Here is a 19,193-nt window from a genome sequence, read left to right on the forward strand (position 1 = left end):
ATGTTGGATCGGTTCTGATCCCACTACTTCTCGAAAGCAGTTGCTCGGTTCGCGTGGTCGATCGCTTGCTCTTCGGCGGGCACGGTTTGATTCCCTATTTCATCAATCCGCGCTTTCAATTCGTTCAAGGGGACATTCGCGACGAACGTACGATGGCGGAAGCGGTTAAAGGTGTCGATGCGATAATCCATTTGGCGGCGATTGTCGGGTTTCCGGCGTGTAAGAAAGACCCCCATTTAGCTGAAACGACCAATTTCGAGGGAACGGTTCTCCTCAACAAGCTTCGCGATAAGAGCAATGTTCCGATCATCATGGCGTCAACCGGTTCCAATTACGGGTATGTCGCAGATGGTATCTGTCGCGAAGATACGCCGCTCAATCCATTGACGATCTACGGTACGACGAAAACCCGTGCCGAACAGCATCTGCTTGATGCCGGAAATGTCGTGATCTATCGCTATGCGACTGCATTCGGATTGAGTCCGCGGCTTCGGTTGGATCTATTGATCAACGACTTTGTGTTTACCGCGTTATCGAAAAATTTCCTCCTCATTTATGAGAAGGATTTCAAGCGTACGTTCATTCATGTCCGCGATATGGCGCGCTCGTTTGTTTTCGCATTGGATCATGTCGACAAGATGAAGGACAACATCTACAATGTCGGAAACGAGATGTTGAATCTCTCGAAAGCCGATGTGGCCGAGTATCTCAAAACCAAATTCGATTACTTCCTCGAGTACGCTGATACCGGTTCCGATCCCGATCAACGCAATTACGAAGTCGACTACTCGAAGATTCGGAAAGCGGGATTCCATACGACAATTGGCTTTGAAGACGGCGTCGATGAATTGATCCGCGGATTGAAAATGATCGAGATTCACAACCCCTATTCCAACGTGTAATATCTAACTCTTCGTGGCAGCGACATTCCTGTCGCTGATAAGGAGAATCGATGCGAGTCTACATCACTGGCGGCTCCGGTTTTTTTGGCCGGGTGCTAAAGCGGAAATTTGAAGAGGGTGGACATACCGTTATTGCTCCGCGTTCGAGTGAAGTCGATTTACTCGATGGCAATGCGGTTGCGGAGTCAGTAAAAGAAGCGGCTCCTGAGCTGCTGGTGCATTCTGCCGCGTACTACGGCGGACTCGGCATTAACGTTCACGAACCGGATAACCTGTTTCACATCAACACGCTGATGATTGCAAATATCTATGCCGCCGCTGCAAAAGCGGGAGTTCCGAAAGTACAGGGAATCGGCAGTGCATGCGCGTATCCGGGACATATCGATGGGGATTTAATCGAGACCGAATTCTGGAACGGCGAGCTGCATCATTCGGTCGTTGCTTATGGATTCTCGAAAAAGTTGCAGGAAATCGCCCAACAAGTTTACAAAAAGAAAATGGGAATGAAGACCCAACTCCCGCTTCCCACGAATCTCTACGGCGAACACGATGTATTCGGTGAGTACCGCAGTCATGTGCTTGCCGCATTGGTGAAGCGATTTGCCGATGCAAAATTGAGCGGTGCGCCTTCGCTCACCAATTGGGGTACTGGGTCACCGATTCGTGAATTTATTTACGTCGATGACGCCGCGGAAGCCTGTTACCGTCTTGCGATGAGCGATTACGAGGGCCGTCTGAACATCGGCACCGGCATCGGCACCAGTATAAAAGAGTTATCGGAAATGATTGCGACGGAAGTCGGTTACGAAGGTGAAATTCTCTGGGATGCCACAAAACCGGATGGCATTCATCGCAAGGTGCTCGAAGTAACCAAGATGAAGAGTGTTTTGCAATGGTCGCCGCCGACCGCGCTGCGAGACGGTTTGCGAAAAACGATCCGCTGGTATCTCGCAAACAAAGAGCAGGCGGATGCCCGCCCATAGTATATGCCGTACGTTGGACATTCTTGTCCGACGCGCGAATGAACTGATGAGTTTTTAGGAGATCGTATGGCAACTCGATCTGCGCAAGTCTTTAACGAAGTCGCAATCGACCGGGTAAAAGAATATTGGAACGCCCGACCCTGCAACATTCGCCACAGCACCGCTACCATCGGGACGAAGGAGTATTTCGATCAAGTCGAAGCTCGCAAGTATTTGGTGGAACCGCACATTCCCGGCTTCGCAGAATTCGCGCGCTGGAATGGGAAGAAGGTGCTTGAGATTGGTTGTGGAATCGGTACCGACACGATGAATTTCGCCCGCGCTGGAGCGCAAGTCACTGCCATCGATTTATCGGGTGAATCGATTGCGCTCGCTGAGCAACGGGCGCAAGTTTTCGGTTTAACCGACAAAGTGAAATTTTATCAGGCGAATGCCGAAGAGTTGTCGTCGGTTGTTCCGCTCGAGCAATACGATTTGATCTACAGCTTTGGTGTGATTCACCATACGCCGCACCCGGAACGCGTGATCGAGCAATTGAAAAAATATTGCAAACGCGATACGACCGTTAAAATAATGGTGTATCATCGTTGGTCGTGGAAAGTGCTCTGGATTCTCGCAACTGACGGCAAATTTCAATTCTGGAAACTCGATCATTGGATTGCGCGCAATAGCGAAGCCCAGACCGGATGTCCGGTGACATACAGTTACTCCCGCAGTACGATCAAGAACTTGCTGCAGGGGTTTCGTGTCACGAAAACTGCTGTCGACCACGTATTCCCCTTTCGCATTCCCGACTACAAAGAGTATCGCTATGTAAAAGTGTGGTACTTTCGATGGATGCCGGACTGGCTGTTCCGGGCGTTTGAGCAACGTTTCGGTTGGCACTTATGTGCAGATGCTACACCACAACAATAACGAGAGCGAGCGGGTAAAGGAGACGATCCATGACTTTGGTGGAAACTTGCAAGGAAATTGAAAAAAATCCTGGTATTGATGCATGGCGATTGTGGCAGGAAACCGATTTAGTCGAAGGGCATCCGTGGGCGGCTGTACTTACAAAGCCAAGTCAAACGCAAGGACAGTTGGTTACCTATTATCCCGCGCTGTACGGCCTCGCGCAACGGGAACGTCCTAAGGTGATTCTGGAAATCGGCACTGGATTTGGTTTATCGACTGCATCCTGGATTTTGGGAAATCCCGATTTGGAAGTACTAATTACGCTCGATCTCGGAATATTCGGTACGCAATACGGCGAGAAATGGAATATCGATAACGTTGCATTCGCGCAAGCGAAATGCGAGTCGTTGGTAAAACGCATCGACTCGAAAGCGAAACTCCATTTCATCCGATGCAATACCCAACCGCAAGGGTCGGACAACACCGATGTTCCCGTGAATGTCCCCAATTGGCGCGAGGTCCCCGAGCTACTCCAGCTACTGGACAAATATCAAGTCGATTTACTTTTCGTCGATGGAAAACATACCGGCGATGGTTGCATCAACGACCTGCACAGTTTCGCTCCATTCGTACGACCGGGTGGTGTGATATTATGCGACGATTTGCACGAAGCTGGCGTTGGCGAGCGACCCGGTTCCGCGCCGTTTGAATGGGCGGGACAAGCTGTCTTGGGATTTCGCACTTTCTTGGCGGAAAATAAGGACACGATCTCCGAATCGTTAATTTGGCAATGGCCAGCCGTACTCGATTACACATTAACCGCGCCTGCGCCGCGACCGTTCGGATTGATCCGTTATCATGGCGGCATTGATCGAGAGGGGTATAAGCAGTCGGCTGCCGATTGTTTAGCGCGCGGCGACATCAATGGAATTCTCGCGAACCTCACGAAGGCGCGTCCCTTCGCAACGCAATCGCAATTGTATTGCGACCTTGGCGTATTATTCGCTAAAAAGAATTTTCCCGACCAAGCGATCAATACATTTCTCGTCGCATTACAAAAAGACGAAAACAACTGCGACGCACTTCACAACTTGGCGCTCATGTATGCGATGAAGCAGGATTTTGCGAAAGCGATGGAAGCCGCTCGCAGCTTGGAGTTGAAGAGCAACGGCGAGTGGCTGCTGGTCGACCGGATTCGTGAGTTACAGCAGAATGCGAAAGCTATTCCTCCGCAACCGCCGGCTGGAAAACCAATCGTTTACCCGGTGCATGTGAAACGCGCGCTGCCGAATATGCAACCGGTCGTTTACGAGAAAACCGAAACGTTCGACACCCCAGAGGCGCAGGCGATTAATAAAGCGCGGATGGAACATCTGCTTTCGCTGGGCTTACCGTTGCGAGGATTGCGAGTGCTCGATTTGGGCGGTGGCGTCGGACACTTGGCGCAATGGCTGTTAACAGCCGGTGCACGGGTGTTTACGACCGATGTTCGAGCAGAGAATATTGCACGAGCAAAAGTGCTTTATCCCACCCTCCGATCCGAAGTTGCTGATGTCGAGCGGGACGAACTGACGAAGCTTGGTGAGTTTGATGCCGTATTTGCTTATGGTTTGTTATACCATCTCGAGAATCCGTTTCTTGCACTCAGAAAAATAGCCGCGCTTCATCCCAAACTGGTAATGCTCGAGACGATTATAAGCGATAGCGCGCTGCCGATGCTCGGGTTGGCGGAAGAGACTGGAACCTACTCGCAAGCAGTTGCTGGAGTGGCGGTTCGACCATCGCCGGCATGGATAGCGATGGCGCTAAATCGGGTTGGGTTTGCCCATGTCTATGGTGCAGCACTGCCGCCCGACCATATCGATTATAAGTTTGAGTGGAAGAACGACGGCGCGCACAATCGCGACCGCCACAATCTGCGTTGTGTGTTCGTTGCCGCGCAAGAGCCGCTCGCATTGAATACGTTAGTACCCTTGTTGCACGATTGACGATTCTATGAAACCATTGGTAAGCATCGTCGTTACTGCTCGCAACGACAACCACGGCGGGGATTTGCTGAATCGAATGCGGATGTTTCTGCATTCGTTGCAGCAACAATGTACGCGCAACAAATTATCCGCCGAATTGATTCTGGTGGAATGGAATCCCGTAGTTGGGAAACCGACATTGGCGGAAGCGTTGGATTGGCCGACGCCGGACGAGTGGTTTTCCATTCGCATCGTTACTGTTCCTACCTTTGTTCATCGCCGTTTTCTGTATGCCGATGCCTTGCCGTTGTATCAGATGATTGCAAAAAATGTCGGGATTCGTCGCGCACACGGAGAATACATCCTCGCAACGAATATCGATATTCTCTTCTCGGAAGAACTTGTTCAATGGATGGCGTCCGGTAATATGCAGAGGGACGCTGAGTACCGGGTCGACCGGTTCGATGTCGATATGCCGGTTCCCAGCGTAATCGATTCCCAGCAATTGCTCGAGCAATGCCAGCAGAATTTACTGCGGCACCATCAACGAAACGGATCGCGGAATCTTCGCACCGGCGATTGGATGGAGATCTTTCCCGAAGAGGGACAGATACCCCGCGAACGCTTGCATACCAATGGTTGCGGCGACTTTGCGCTTACTCATCGCGACAACTGGTTTAAAACGCGGGGCTATCCGGAGCTTGATACATTCTCGTTGCATATCGATTCGTTATGGTGTTTTCAAGCGCATTTCTCTGGTGCGAAGGAAGTATTTCTCGAACCGCCTCAAGCGATTTTCCATTTAGAACATACCGGTGGCTGGACGCCGGAAGTGGAAAAGAGTGGATCGCTGTATCAGAATCTCGAGAAGCGAAAAATTCCCCGCATCTCAACGCAGCTTTGTAACGGTTTTATGTTTCGGATGACCCGGTTACATGAACAAGTTGTGTTCAATGAAGCCGATTGGGGGATGATCAACATCCCGCTTCCCGAACAGGAATTGACCAGTACTCGAGCGGTAACAACGCAAAAAACTGTCGCTCCAATTCGCAAAACAACAGCAGATCCAATACGACTCAGTTTGGTGATTGTCAACCGCAACGACGATCATGGCGGTAATTTATTATTGCGAACTCGCACCTTTCTCGATACGTGGCGGATGGTCGCCGAAGCCGAGCAATTACGCTCCGAAATCGTGATGGTCGAGTGGAATCCTCCACCGGATCGCGCGCGACTCAAAGAAGAAATTGGGTGGAAAAACTCGGAATGGGTCGATTTGCGCATCGTCACAGTAGAAAACGCGATTCATAATATGCTGGAGAATTCGCAGCGGATTCCCTTGTATCAGATGATCGGAAAAAATGTCGGAATCCGCCGGGCGCGCGGCGAATGGGTGTTGGCGACTTGCGTCGACGTACTCTTCAATCGACCGTTGGTAAAGCTATTGCGTGATGCAAAGTTAGACCCTAACGCATTCTACCGGATGGATCGCTACGATATCTCGCAACCGGCAATTCCCGATGTGCTTGCGCTGGATGAGCGGTTTGCCTTTTGCGAAGAGCATCTAATTCGCCGCCATACCATCGGAAAAACATATCATACCGAGAACGGCGAAGAGATTGCGAGACTATCGAAAGACTTGAATTTCGATACCGAGCAATTACTTCGCAGTGGTGAGAACTTGCCGTTACACACGAATGCGTGCGGTGATTTTACTTTGCTGCATCGCAAGTCATGGCAGCTACTACGGGGTTATCCCGAAGTGCCGCTCTGGTCGATTTACATCGATGGGCTGTTGCTGCATGCCGCCTTGGGTAAGGGATTGCGGCAAGTCGTGCTTTCCGATCCACTGCGTATGTACCACATCGAGCATCGCGGTAGTTGGTCGGTCGATGCCAGCGAAGAAAAAACTCCGGTACGATTGCAGTACGAGCGACAATACGCGCCGTGGTGCCAAGCGTTACTGCAACCGGGAGCGCCCGACGTAAACCCAGTGGATTGGGGATGGCAGAGCATCGAGCTACCGGAATTGACGTTACAATAGGATTGTATTATGCCGAAACTTCCTGCGAAACCGCCGCCGCAACAACGCCCGATGATGGATCTCGCCGGCGATCGCGATATCGAATGGACTTGGGTTGCTGCGCAATTCCCGATGGGACCTGGTCGCGCACTCGATTTCGGCTGCGGTCATACGCCATTAGCGCCAACTGCCGCACTGCGCGGCTTCGATACGCTCGGTGTCGATTTACAGGAAATCCGCCGCCCGTTTTTAATTCCCAATCTTCGTTATGTGTTGGGTGATATTAATCTATTGCCACTTGCAGAAAAGTATTTCGACCTTATCATCAATTGCTCGACCGTGGAGCACGTTGGTGTCGTTGGACGTTACGACGTGACGGTCGACGATCCCGATGGGGATTTAACGGCAATGCGTCGGCTTCGCATGTTCATGAAACAAGACGCGATTCATATCATGACGATTCCGGTGGGGGTCGATACGATTTGGCGGCCGTTGCACCGGATCTATGGCAAACAACGGTTACCCTTATTGCTCAAGGGTTACAGGGTTGAGTATGCGCGTTATTGGGTTAAGGACGATTTCAATCGCTGGGTTCCCGTACCGGAAGAAACTGCATTAACAACACCGACCGCGCCAGCATTGTACGGGTTGGGTTGCTTTGTTTTGAAACGGGACGATGCACCGGAGTCGGTACCATGAAAATCGCTATCGCGCAATTGAATCCCATCGTCGGCGACATCGCCGGAAATCTCACCAAGCTGCTTGCGAGTTGCCGAGATGCCGCAAACCACGGCGCCGAGTTGATTGTCGCGCCGGAGCTTTATCTCTGTGGATATCCTCCGCGCGATTTGCTCAGTTATGAATGGTTCCTCGATAAATTGGACCAAGCGATAATCGAGCTGTGCAATGCCTCGCGCGAATTTCCCACCTTCGGAATTGTTGTCGGTACCGTCCGCCGTTCGGGGAAGCTGACGGGAAAAGGGTTTTACAATAGCGCAGTGCTGATTGAGAACGGAAAAATTCTCCTCGAACAGCATAAGCAACTCTTACCAACTTACGACGTATTCGACGAACGCAGATACTTCGATCCCGGAACTACCGGTCATGTCATCGCTTTCCACAACCAAACGTTAGGAATCTCGATTTGCGAAGATGGGTGGAACGATCCCGATTTTGGGACTCACCGCGAATACGAAACCGATCCGATCGAGCTATTGGTGCGAAAAGGCGCAACGATTCTGATCAATATTTCTGCGTCGCCGTTCCAATTAGGGAAAGAGAAAATCCGATACGACCGGTTTGGCAATCATGCCCGCAAATGGCGGCTGCCGATGATCTTCTGTAATCAAGTCGGCGCGAACGATGAGATAATCTTCGATGGCAACAGTATGGCGTTCGACGGTAACGGATTGCTCATTGAGAAACTCCCTTCTTATGAAGAAACGACTGTGATCGTCGATTCTTCTGTACAGTATCGATTGGAAACGTTGCCTGCAATCGATCCGATGGAGTCGCTGCATGGTGCATTGGTGTTGGGGATTCGCGATTACATGGCGAAGTGTGGATTCAAGCAGGCGGTGATTGGGTTATCGGGCGGCATCGATTCAGCGCTTACTGCTTGTCTTGCCGTCGATGCAATCGGCGCGGAAAACGTACGCGGCGTTACCATGCCGTCGGAATACTCCTCTTCGGGATCGGTCGACGATTCCATCGAATTAGCGAGCAAGTTAGGGATTCGATGCGATACGTTGGCGATTCGTGAAATCTACGATACATACTTGGCAACGCTTTCGGAGCCCTTTGCAAATACGCCGTTTGGAATTGCGGAAGAGAATATTCAGGCGCGCATTCGCGGTAATCTACTAATGGCATACTCGAATAAATTCGGCGGCATCGTATTGACAACCGGCAACAAGAGTGAAATTGCTGTTGGGTACTGTACCCTTTATGGCGATATGAGCGGCGGATTAGCGGCGATCAGCGACCTTCCGAAAACGATTGTCTACCAGCTGTCACGCTGGTACAACCGGCACCGGGAAGTAATTCCCACCGCTATTATCGTCAAAGCGCCGTCGGCTGAGCTTCGCCCAAACCAAAAAGATCAGGATTCGTTGCCTCCCTATGACATCCTCGACGCGATTCTCGATTTGTATCTCGAAGAACAAAAATCGATTGCGGAAATCGTTGCAAATGGATTCGATCCCGAAACGGTGAAGTGGGTGATTCGGACGGTGGATCGTAACGAGTATAAACGAAAACAAGCCGCGCCGGGATTGCGCGTTACCAGTAAAGCGTTTGGGGTCGGTCGGCGGATGCCGATTGCCGCGCGTTGGAGTGAGTCGTGAGGAATTCATGCTGACACTTTTTGCAATGCCGAAACCGTTCACCGGACACAACGGCACGATTCAACGCAACGCCATGGAAAGCTGGAAACGGCTCTCGAATGTCGAGGTAATCCTCTTCGGTTCGGAGAGCGGTGTCGCAGAAGCCGCACAGGAATTCGGTTTCCGTCATATCCCCGAAGTCCGTTGCAACGAATTCGGCACGCCGATTGTCAGCGACTTGTTCCGGTTAGCCGAGCGACACGCGACCTTCAAAACGCTCTGCTATTGCAATGCCGATATTATTCTACCGTCGGAATTCCCGTTAGCGGCGGGTGCGACGGCGGAGCACTTCGACCGGTTCCTGATGATCGGACAACGGTGGGATATCGAATTGACCGATCGTTGGAATTATCATTCGTCCGATTGGGCGTCCGATTTGCGCAGTTACACGATGCGAAATGGCACGCTGCATAATCCCGCCGGCATCGATTACTTCTGTTTCTCAACCGGTTTGTGGAATTCGATTCCCGATTTTGCGATCGGACGAATATTCTGGGACAACTGGTTGGTGCAAGCGGCGCTCGAGTCGGGCGCGGCATTAGTCGACGCTACCGAGACGATTTTCGCCGTCCATCAAAACCACGACTACAATCATGTCCAAGGTGGCAGGGAAGCAGCTTGGAATGGGGAGGAGGCGCAACGCAATAAGCGGATCGGAAACATGGGAAACCATCTGTTTAATGTCACTGATGCGACTTGGCGCTTATTGCCGTTGGGTTTTATACCAGCGGTGAAAGGGATTCGTCCTGAACCACCCCACGCTTTCGATTGGGATAAGTTGATGTCGTATGCGACGTCGCTCATCGAATCGGGAAAACCACGGGAAGCACTGGATATTCTCGAACAAGCCGACGCCATCGAAACGAAAGTACAGGGATATTACTTTGCCCGTGCAGTTGCCCATTATCATCTACAACAACTCGATCTTGCCCGGGAGATGTGTAGCAACGAACTCAAGAACTTCCCCGCATTTGAACCGGCAAAACAGCTATTAACAAGGGTTTTGCAGGTTAGCGAAACCGAAAAAAAAAAGTCGGTTGAACGAAAACCGGTAGTTCGCGAAACCAAACGACCCGAACCATCGGAAACTCTTCCTATCATATCGCTCGCCGATGTTTTCGCATCGGGCGAGTATCGTAGTGAGCTTCACGAGAAACCGCTTACCGAATTCACGGAGTATACGCCGGAGTATTTTCGTGGTAAACGGTTATTGTTAATCGGCACCGGTTCCCACCGTTTTCCAGCATGGGCAAATGGCGCGAGTCGCGTCGTATCGCTCCGGACGATTCCTATGCCAATCCTTGAAAACAGTGCGTCCGACTCAATCCTCGAGTGTGTTATTTCTTCAGTTGAACAACTTCCCTTCGAGGATGCTTCGTTCGATTTCCTCTATTTATACGGCCCGGAATTCTACACCATCGATTTCGATACGGCGCTCCTCGAGTTTGCTCGCGTATTATCGGCAGGCGGACGAATCCTCATCGTCAATGCAATAACGACGGTAAACAATAACAACAACGAGTTGTGGTCGTTGACGTTGCCCAAACGGTTTGAACAATGGTTCTTTCTGATGGGCGAGTATTTGACCACTTTCAGCGAGAACCTATTCGATTCACTCGAATGGCATATCCCTTATTTTCTTTCAAAGCCGGAGCCGGAAGAAGCTGTTCATATCTTCACCATGCAGCGAAACCGCCATCCGGCGGCGCTTGCGAATACTGCGAGTGAATCGGCTTCACCTCCCTTAATCGACGCGTTACAGAACATCGAAGCGAATCCGCCGATCGCGCTGCAACAAATCCAATCGATATTACAAGCGCAAACGAAACGGATCGCGGCGAGCTGCGAAAAAGCGCCTGATGTCACGATTGCGATGCCGCTGTATAACCGTGCCAAGTTTGTCGCAGTATCGTTGCAAAGCGCACTGGAGCAGAAATTCAGTCGTCGCTTCGAGATACTCATTGTCGATGACGGCTCGACCGATAACTCGCTGGATGTTGTGGCAGCCTTTAATGATCCCCGAATCCGTATCGTAGCAAAACCGCACACCAATGCGCCAGATACTCGTAACCGTTGTATCGTGGAAGCGCGCGGCGAGTGGATTTTCTGGCTCGACTCCGACGATATTTTGTTGCCAAATGCGTTACAGACATTATGGGACGCGGCACAGGCTAAAGTCGACGTCGATATCATTTGCGGCGATACCATAACCGTCGATGAGAATTTGCAGGATAAGGGAACGCTGCATTTTGAATCGTGGCGAGGGCGAAACGAGGAAATGCTGCGAACGTTTCTGCAACGGAATCCGTTTCCGTTGGGTAACGTACTGATGCGCAAGAGCGTGTTTGAGCGGTATGGGCGGTTCGATCCCTCGTTTTTGCGCGGTCACGATATGGAATTGTGGTCGAGACTCGCGCTAACGGCAGTGTTCGACAATGTCCCCATCGAAACTTACATCTGGCGGCATCATTCCGGTTGTATGTCCCCATTGACGACGAAATTTGATGGTTCCGAAAACCGTTCCACCGAAACCCGAGTCGCAAGAAGAATCCTCGAACAATTCCCGTTACCGCAACTTTTCCCGGAGCTTGATTGGAGCGTCGCGCACGAAGCGACTCAACAAGCATGGGAAATTGCAAAACGACTCCCCTTTATCTGCCGCGATCCGGACGCAGTCGCATGGTGCGAGGAACAAAGCCATGCCGCCCGTTTGCGATATAAAGTGCAGAATCGCCGGTTCCGAACGCTGCATGTATTCTCGCAAATCGCAGGGAATGCGGATTCCGTTGCAATCCCACCATATTGGCGCTCGCTGCTAACTCGGGAAGCGGAGACCAATGTCGAAAGCGTTTGTGCGATTCTCCGGTCGGGACAGTTAACGCAGGAGCGTGCTTCGCAAGTAACGCTCGACAACGGAAAGGCAATTCCCTGTTATTGGTTTTCTTCCACCGCGGGTACGTTGGTGGAGGAGTTCGCGAGGTTACAAACGCAGTTTCGACCGGATACGATTCATTTTCATCACGATGGCGACGTCCTGCATCAACTGGCATCCCAGCTCGATGCTACCAATTGTCTGTTCTTGTTTGATCGCTCGACTTACGAAACATTGCATGTCCAGCGAGGCAGCCAAACCCGGAACGAAATTGGCATTACTTGTTATCCATCCGAGGTGCGGTGGTTGCGTCCCCAACCAACCGGGACTGAGCAGAATGCATTCATTTTGCCGGCTCAAACTGAAATCGTGCGGAACTGGCAAGTAATCGGCAAGGAAGCGACGAAGAAGCCGTTGTATCATCCCATTCGCATTGCATTGTTTGGCGAGTTGTCACTGCAAGCGGGGTTCACAACCGTAGTCTATGCGTCGCTGCAATTGCAACAACAACAAGTTCCGGTATCGATTGATTTGTTTGGCAGCGTACAAAAAGTCGATCAAGTCGATGAAATGCGCCGAATCATCATGGAAGTCGATCCCGAGTGGGCGTTTTTCCGGTTTCGCAGTAGTTTCACTCCCGATAAATATCCGGAATTAATGCGCGGAATCGATATCGTGCTGCTCCCCAATCCGGCTACTGATAAAACGCAACGGATTGCCGGCGAGTACGCCACTGCTTGTGGTATTCCGGTAATGGTCGGATCGGCGGAAGCGAACGAGAATTCCAAGTGGCATTTTCCCTTGGATGACATCGACCGGTTGGCAGAGATATTGAAGCGGGTGATTTTGGATAGCAAGGAACTCGACCTTAGGAAAACCGAAATCACACCGCCTGTTACCGAGGATGAATTTCTCGAACAGCTTCAACTGCGAATCGATGCCCGCCAGCATCCCGTTACGCCAAGTGCAGCGAGCAAAACTAAGAGCGAACCGAAACTACGCAGCGGTACAAAAACCACTACCATCGGTTTGTTTGCTTGGGACAAACCACAGGAAGCCTGCGGTCGTCTCCGGTTTTGGGATCCCTTGTTTCGCGCGAAGACATTTCGGGCAATCTCCGGTTATAATCGCACCGACGATTTTTCACCAGCAGATAGATTAATCGCCGAAACGCCGCCGCAGTTACTTTACTGGCAACGTCATTTCGTCATGGTTGCCGATGCGATGCCCGAACCGCTGCGTAAGGCAATGGAGCAATGGATTACCCAAGGAATTCCACTTTTATACGAGTTGGATGACGATTTCGCCACGATTCCCGCCGATAATCCCAATGCGCCGTTCTTCTCCCGGTTTGCTCCCGCGATGCAGCGTTATGCCGATAAATTCACCGGGCTCATTGCATCGTCGGCTGTATTGGCAGACCGCTTGGCGCAGTATGGCAAACCAGTGTTCCTATTGAAGAATCAGTTGAATGAAAAACTCTGGAACCTACAGACCGACGAATTCGAGCGATTGCAGAGTCTGCGGCGACCCGATAAAATCGTGATTGGTTGGATGGGAACACCAACGCACGAAAGCGATATTGCGCCGTTGCTTCCTGTATTTCAGGAACTGCTTTCCGAGTATTCTGGTAGAATTGTACTGCGATTTTTTGGGTGGCTCCCGCCGCAATTGCAAGGCATTCGTAACGTCGAATTTGCCGCTACGATGAGCAACGATTACGAACGTTTTGTGAAAACGTTCTGTGCCCAACCGTTCGATATCGGCATCGCCCCGCTGCAAGACATTCCATTCAATCGCGCGAAGAGCGATATCAAATACCTCGAATATGCCGCTACCGGCGCGGCCGGGGTGTATGCTAATCTTCCCGGTTATCAAGACACGATTCGCAACCGTGAGAATGGATTGCTTTGTTCATCAGGTAACATTGCCGAATGGAAACAAGCGATTGTCGAACTGATCGAGAACGCCAATCTCAGAAAGCAAATCGCTCGCGAAGCCTATCGGGAAGTGCAATCTACCCGCACGCTAGCGGTAACGGCGATGAACTGGGAAGCAATATGGCAAGCAGTCATCGATCATGATACCTCCTATCAGGAGCGAACCGCGTATTTCTATCCGGAAGTAAACAAAAATAGTGCGAGTGTGAGTCAAATCAGCTCGATTGCGACAGCTTTACCGGAACCGAAAAAAAAAAGTAATCTCAGACAACTAACAGTCTGCTACTTTTCACTTGAACCGGAAACCAATGCCTGTCCACAATTACGAGTGCTTGCTCCGTTGGAGCGCACCGGTGCGTTTCAAATTGATCATGCATTCGCTCGGGTCGGAAACGGCAGAGACCGTAAAATTGTAAAGAGTAGTCTTGAAAATCCCGACCTCGTACTAATCCAGCGTGACGTTATTGTTTCGATGGCGAAGATTCCCCCGCCGCTGCAAGCTGATTTTACCCGCTTAAAAAACCAAGGAGTAAAATTCATCTATGAGTTGGATGACCACTTTGGCGCAGTACCAGAAACTCACCCGGAAAAACATATTATTAACAATTTCGACGAGTGCATTCGAGGATACACACCGTGGCTGGATGCAATCGTAGTCGCGACGGAAGAATTAGCGGGTGCAATGAGTAAGTTTGGTCTTCCTGTCCTTGTCATTCCCAATCAATTGGATGAACAGCTTTGGCGGTTGAATACTCCATTGTCTGTGCGATCCGGTGAAGTTGTATCGATTGGGTGGATGGGTACGCCAACCCATGCCGCCGATTTAGAACCAATCATTCCCATCTTGTTAGCATTGTATGAGAAGTATCGCGACCGTATCGAGTTTCGATTCTTCGGTTTCTTGCCGCGTCGCTTGGAGAATCACCCGGCGATGAAGTATCAAGGCGAAATTATTATAAACTATGACAGATTTGTTGAACATTTTCTGGCGAATGCACCCGATATTGCCATCGCACCGTTACTCGATAACCCGTTTAATCGGGCGAAAAGCGACATTAAGTACTTAGAGTATGCGGCTGCAGGTTGTGTCGGAATCTATGCCGATTTACCACCATATCGATCGACGGTTAATCATCGTAAAACCGGATTGTTGGTGAATTCTGAAGACGTTAGCGGATGGGAAAATGCTATCGTTGAGTTACTCGAAAACACCTCTCTTCGGAATCAAATCGCCTATAATGCCCGAGAATTTGTTATTCGAGAGCGAACGCTAAAAAACACTGCTCGTAACTGGGAAGTGGTATATCGTTCGATCATTGGTTAACGTAACATCCATCTAACAGAAGTTGTTATCAAAGATAAAGGGGTAGATTTCTCTACCCCTTCGTTCTTTTTTGTTTGTTCTTCCGACCGGAGAAAAACTCCTCCGGTCAGACAAACATAGTTTACTTCACAGTTTTAGCTGCATCGCGATTCACACCTAACGCCCGCGGCCACGGAGTTCCGTAAGCGGGATCATTGGAAATGAAACGTGGCACTAAGACTGCCGATTCATTGCTGCGAGGCGCCGAGGCGGTAGCTGCTGCGTTGAATGCGGTAACGCGGTAGTAGTATTGACCATTGACGCCTAAATCGGAATACGTCAACGTTGCTGCATCATTCGTTGCAAGCAATGTTCCAGTTGCCGGTGGTGTGAAGTATCCTGTTGCATAACGATAGATTCGATAACCAGTCACAGTACCAGTAGAGGCTGGCCAAGAGAGGTTAGCATTTCCGCCGCTATAGGTCAAGGAAACTACTGGTGCGCTCGGAGCGGACGCTGTTGTAAAGCTCCAAACAGCGCCCGGTGCTTCACCAGTTGCATTGTGGGCAACAACCTTCCAATAGTACAGGGTATTCTGTGCTAAGGGCGCTACAACTGAATAAGTTGAACCCGCTTGACCCATCGAAACTGCCGTTGCCGGTGGGTTATCGGTGCCGAAGTATACATCGTAGGTTGTTCCGTTCGACGTCCAGCCCAGTGTTGGAGTTAACGCTACACCAGTTGCTAAATCCGCGGGAGTTGGATTGCTCGGCGTTGTCGGCGGTACACCTTGCGAGAACTCAATTGCGAAGTTATTGCCGGGCCAACCAATATCAGTCACAGCATACTGAGTAAACAGCGTTCCGGTTTGAGCCCCTTGGATACCGATTGTTGAGGTAAATGCTGCCGGATTCGGCGCATTGTTGTACTGGAACTTGATCCGACCATCGCTATAGATAACAATCTGAGCGAGGAAGGTGTTTGTCGTAACATTATAGCGATACCCATTGTAGGTAATGACAAACATCTGGTCGTTGATGTTTTGGTACTTAACCCATGTCGTTGTACCCCAACCAGTCGTATAAATCAAGTCATCCCACAACAAACTCAAGGCTCCGGCGTTGAGGTTCGTTGTTGGTAAGGCATAATTCGTTAAACTAGAAGCAGTACTCGCACCAATCTGAACGTTACCATTGGTGATTACTGTCAATACTCCGGATACTGTAGTGCCGTAATACGGGAACGTGAACGTACCCAGCGAAACCTGCGCATAGTTGTCGTCGTAACTTGGAAACGGTACTAATGTTCCGGTTGCAGAAATGTCAACCCAATCATAGGTCGCGCCAGCATTACTGGTGCGGAAGTAGTAACCACCGCCATCGGGACCACCGCTTTGCGCGTAGTTGTTTAGTTGTAACGGGAAAGCTTGTCCGGCAGGAGTTGCTTCGACGCCACCACCATTGCAAGCAATCGGAACAAAGTTTAAAGATGCACCTAACGGCAAGCCAGTTAAGTTGTAAGCAGTCCAATTCGCACCCAATGCGGTACGGGGAGTAACCCCTAAACCACCGGTGTTGGTTATATAATTACCGGAGTTCAATTCGAGAACACGGTAGTAAGTACCAACCGGGTTACCGGTGTTATCGGTAATCGAGTTCACAACAGCCGTTGTGTAACCCGGATCGACCAACGATGCCGACATCGTAATACCGCTACCTACATTAGCGCCATACACCAATGTCCAGGCGTTCGCAGAAGCATAGCCAGCCGATGGGCCACCCGGTAATTGGGCATACACGCGGAACCAATAATGCGTTCCGATGTTCAAGCCACCGATGGGCAATGATACTACGTTCGGAACCGTAGTAGCATACAACGTGAAATCCGTACCATTGGTTGACATATACACCGGGAAACCAAGTTCGTCGGTTGTATTGTCTTGCCAACCCAATACCATTGAGGTAGTTGTGACATTGGTCAACGTCGCATCCGATGGGGAGAACGGATCGTTAAATACGCCTTCATCCGCACCGATATCCGGTGTGGTTGCGTTACGGGCATCCCCTTCGATATCAGTCGTTATTGAAGCCAGCGGAGTACCAGCTGATTCTACCATCGAGTTACTGGCAATACCAATATGAGGATTGGTTGTTTCGTTCACAAACATCGGATTATCAGCGATTGAGTTCGCATCTTGACCCGACGCTGTCCGCCAAGCAGCCATATCCGTCATATCACCAGCATAGTAACCAGTGAAACCATTGGCATTTTGAACAAAGATATCATTGTAGTTCGACGTAAACGATGTCGCAGAACTACGGTAGATGCCATAGTGCTTCGCAGTCGTTTGCGCCGGGGTGTTGTTGTAGAAAATGTTGTTGTTGGCTGTAACTGCTCCGCCGGCAATGTACCAGCACGAACTCGATGGTCCGGTACCGACACCAGTACCGATTGCTACCGTATTGTGATGGAAGTTTAATATTCCACTGTTTCCGCTGTAGATCGGTGTGACGTATTGTGTCGTCGTCTCGGTTGTACGTGGATGAGTGAAACCGTACACCATATTGTTGTACACATCCAATGTATGGCCGCTTTGCGGATAGAGATACATCCCACGATGATAAACAGTGGAATTGATGCCACCAGCCGAATTCGACATTTCGTACACCCGGCAGCCATTGACCGTAGAAGTACCACGTGTGTAATAAACATACATGCTGTATAGCGTGCCTGACGTTGAAGCTGTCGAAACGCCGCGAACGTCGATATTGTGTACGTTATAGTTACTTCCATAGTACAAATACAAACCGTAGTTACCGATATCTTCGCCACCACCGGAACCAATCACAAAGCGATTGGGATCGGTCAAGGATGAAGAATTCGAGCCAACTTCGTTGTTCATATCGTAGAAGGAAGTACTGCTGGAGGAATAAAGGTAAACGCCATAATACGTATCGGTTACCTTTAGATTCAGATAGCGGTTGTATGAGTTCGCGCCTGACTGGGCAGTCGGTGTCGTCACATAATACTGACGAACACCATAAGAACTCGTATTCACCTTGTGCATCTGGATCATCGCGTTCTTAACTGTATTGTAATTCGCGCCATCCGTGGAGCTAGAACCGAATGGAGTTACATAGTATCCATATTCTACATAGTCGGTCGAAGAGGTTCCCGGATCGAGCACGTTGATGCCATCGAATGTCACATAATCGCAACCGTTCAACCAAATCATCGCGTCGTTGGTTGCTGAAGTTCCCAAACCACTAACCGTTACCGCACCGGCTTCCCGTTGGAACACAACCGGGCTCGTTTCGGTAATCGAAGGGATCGACGGAACCGTAATGCGCTCGGCATAGGTGCCGGGACGAACATTAAACGTTACTCCGCCGGCTCCAACACCTGCATTGACCATTGCGTTAATCGCATCGGCAAAGGTTGCAAAGTTCGGAGACACCCCACCGATGGTCATCGTACCGCTTAGTGGTGGAATGTAAGTACGGAAACTCCAAACTGGACCGGCATTCGTCTCGGAAGTAGCTGCATTGCGAGCAACAACTTTCCAGTAATACCAAATACCTTGATTCAAATTGCCGGGCGGATCATAGCTGGTAACATTTTGTCCTTCAACAACCAGAGCCGTTGGATCGAGGTTGCCTACCAGCGTTTGATTGGTTGAGAGATACACATCGCAATCGGTAGTATTTTCACCGAAGGTCCAATTCAGAGTCGTTGATCCAAGAACATCAACTTCACCGTTCAACGGACTTACAATTGCGACATTGCCGGGAGCGGTATTGCTCAAGAAGGAACCATCGTCGGCGCCGATGTCTCGCGGCATCGCACGGGCTTCCCCATCGATGTCAGTGGTGACCCAAGCAAGAACTTGTCCATTGCCTTCGACAGGTGCCGAAGATTGGTT

The 19,193-nt window shown here is 50.4% G+C and carries 9 protein-coding genes; 8 read left to right on the forward strand and 1 reads right to left on the reverse strand.

Annotation, left to right across the window (positions count from 1 at the left end):
* The 8 genes from OEM52_07260 to OEM52_07295 form a co-directional block, all read left to right on the forward strand.
* Nucleotides 1-902 (forward strand): NAD(P)-dependent oxidoreductase (locus tag OEM52_07260; GenBank protein ID MDK9699923.1); only part of this gene is annotated, 902 nt, incomplete at its 5' end.
* Nucleotides 903-952: 50 nt separating this feature from the next.
* Nucleotides 953-1,885 carry an NAD-dependent epimerase/dehydratase family protein gene (locus tag OEM52_07265; GenBank protein MDK9699924.1) on the forward strand — a complete coding sequence of 311 codons (933 nt, stop codon included), beginning with the start codon at nt 953-955 and terminating at the stop codon, nt 1,883-1,885.
* A 66-nt stretch (nt 1,886-1,951) separates the two neighbouring features.
* Complete coding sequence (locus tag OEM52_07270; GenBank protein ID MDK9699925.1) at nt 1,952-2,800, forward strand: class I SAM-dependent methyltransferase; 849 nt, start codon at nt 1,952-1,954, stop codon at nt 2,798-2,800.
* Between the two features lie 29 nt (nt 2,801-2,829).
* Complete coding sequence (locus tag OEM52_07275) at nt 2,830-4,770, forward strand: class I SAM-dependent methyltransferase (GenBank protein MDK9699926.1); 1,941 nt, start codon at nt 2,830-2,832, stop codon at nt 4,768-4,770.
* Nucleotides 4,771-4,777: 7 nt separating this feature from the next.
* Entirely contained in the window at nt 4,778-6,793 is a 2,016-nt protein-coding gene (locus OEM52_07280) for a hypothetical protein (GenBank protein MDK9699927.1), read from the forward strand.
* A 9-nt stretch (nt 6,794-6,802) separates the two neighbouring features.
* Nucleotides 6,803-7,471 carry a DUF268 domain-containing protein gene (locus tag OEM52_07285; GenBank protein ID MDK9699928.1) on the forward strand — a complete coding sequence of 223 codons (669 nt, stop codon included), beginning with the start codon at nt 6,803-6,805 and terminating at the stop codon, nt 7,469-7,471.
* On the forward strand, nt 7,468-9,117 hold the full coding sequence (locus tag OEM52_07290; protein ID MDK9699929.1) for an NAD+ synthase: 1,650 nt from the start codon (nt 7,468-7,470) through the stop codon (nt 9,115-9,117). The genes OEM52_07285 and OEM52_07290 overlap by 4 nt, the downstream gene beginning before the upstream one ends.
* A 7-nt stretch (nt 9,118-9,124) precedes the next feature.
* Entirely contained in the window at nt 9,125-15,292 is a 6,168-nt protein-coding gene (locus OEM52_07295) for a glycosyltransferase (protein MDK9699930.1), read from the forward strand.
* A 121-nt stretch (nt 15,293-15,413) separates the two neighbouring features.
* Here the strand turns inward: OEM52_07295 and OEM52_07300 are convergent.
* On the reverse strand, nt 15,414-19,193 hold a 3,780-nt coding region (locus OEM52_07300; protein MDK9699931.1), incomplete at its 5' end, for a fibronectin type III domain-containing protein.

Source organism: bacterium (assembly GCA_030247525.1).
Lineage (GTDB): Bacteria > Electryoneota > JAOADG01 > JAOADG01 > JAOADG01 > JAOTSC01.

Coding starts and splice junctions, on each gene's coding strand:
- OEM52_07265 (MDK9699924.1), top strand. CDS start 953: ATGCGAGTCTACATCACTGGCGGCTCCGGTTTTTTTGGCCGGGTGCTA.
- OEM52_07270 (MDK9699925.1), top strand. CDS start 1,952: ATGGCAACTCGATCTGCGCAAGTCTTTAACGAAGTCGCAATCGACCGG.
- OEM52_07275 (MDK9699926.1), top strand. CDS start 2,830: ATGACTTTGGTGGAAACTTGCAAGGAAATTGAAAAAAATCCTGGTATT.
- OEM52_07280 (MDK9699927.1), top strand. CDS start 4,778: ATGAAACCATTGGTAAGCATCGTCGTTACTGCTCGCAACGACAACCAC.
- OEM52_07285 (MDK9699928.1), top strand. CDS start 6,803: ATGCCGAAACTTCCTGCGAAACCGCCGCCGCAACAACGCCCGATGATG.
- OEM52_07290 (MDK9699929.1), top strand. CDS start 7,468: ATGAAAATCGCTATCGCGCAATTGAATCCCATCGTCGGCGACATCGCC.
- OEM52_07295 (MDK9699930.1), top strand. CDS start 9,125: ATGCTGACACTTTTTGCAATGCCGAAACCGTTCACCGGACACAACGGC.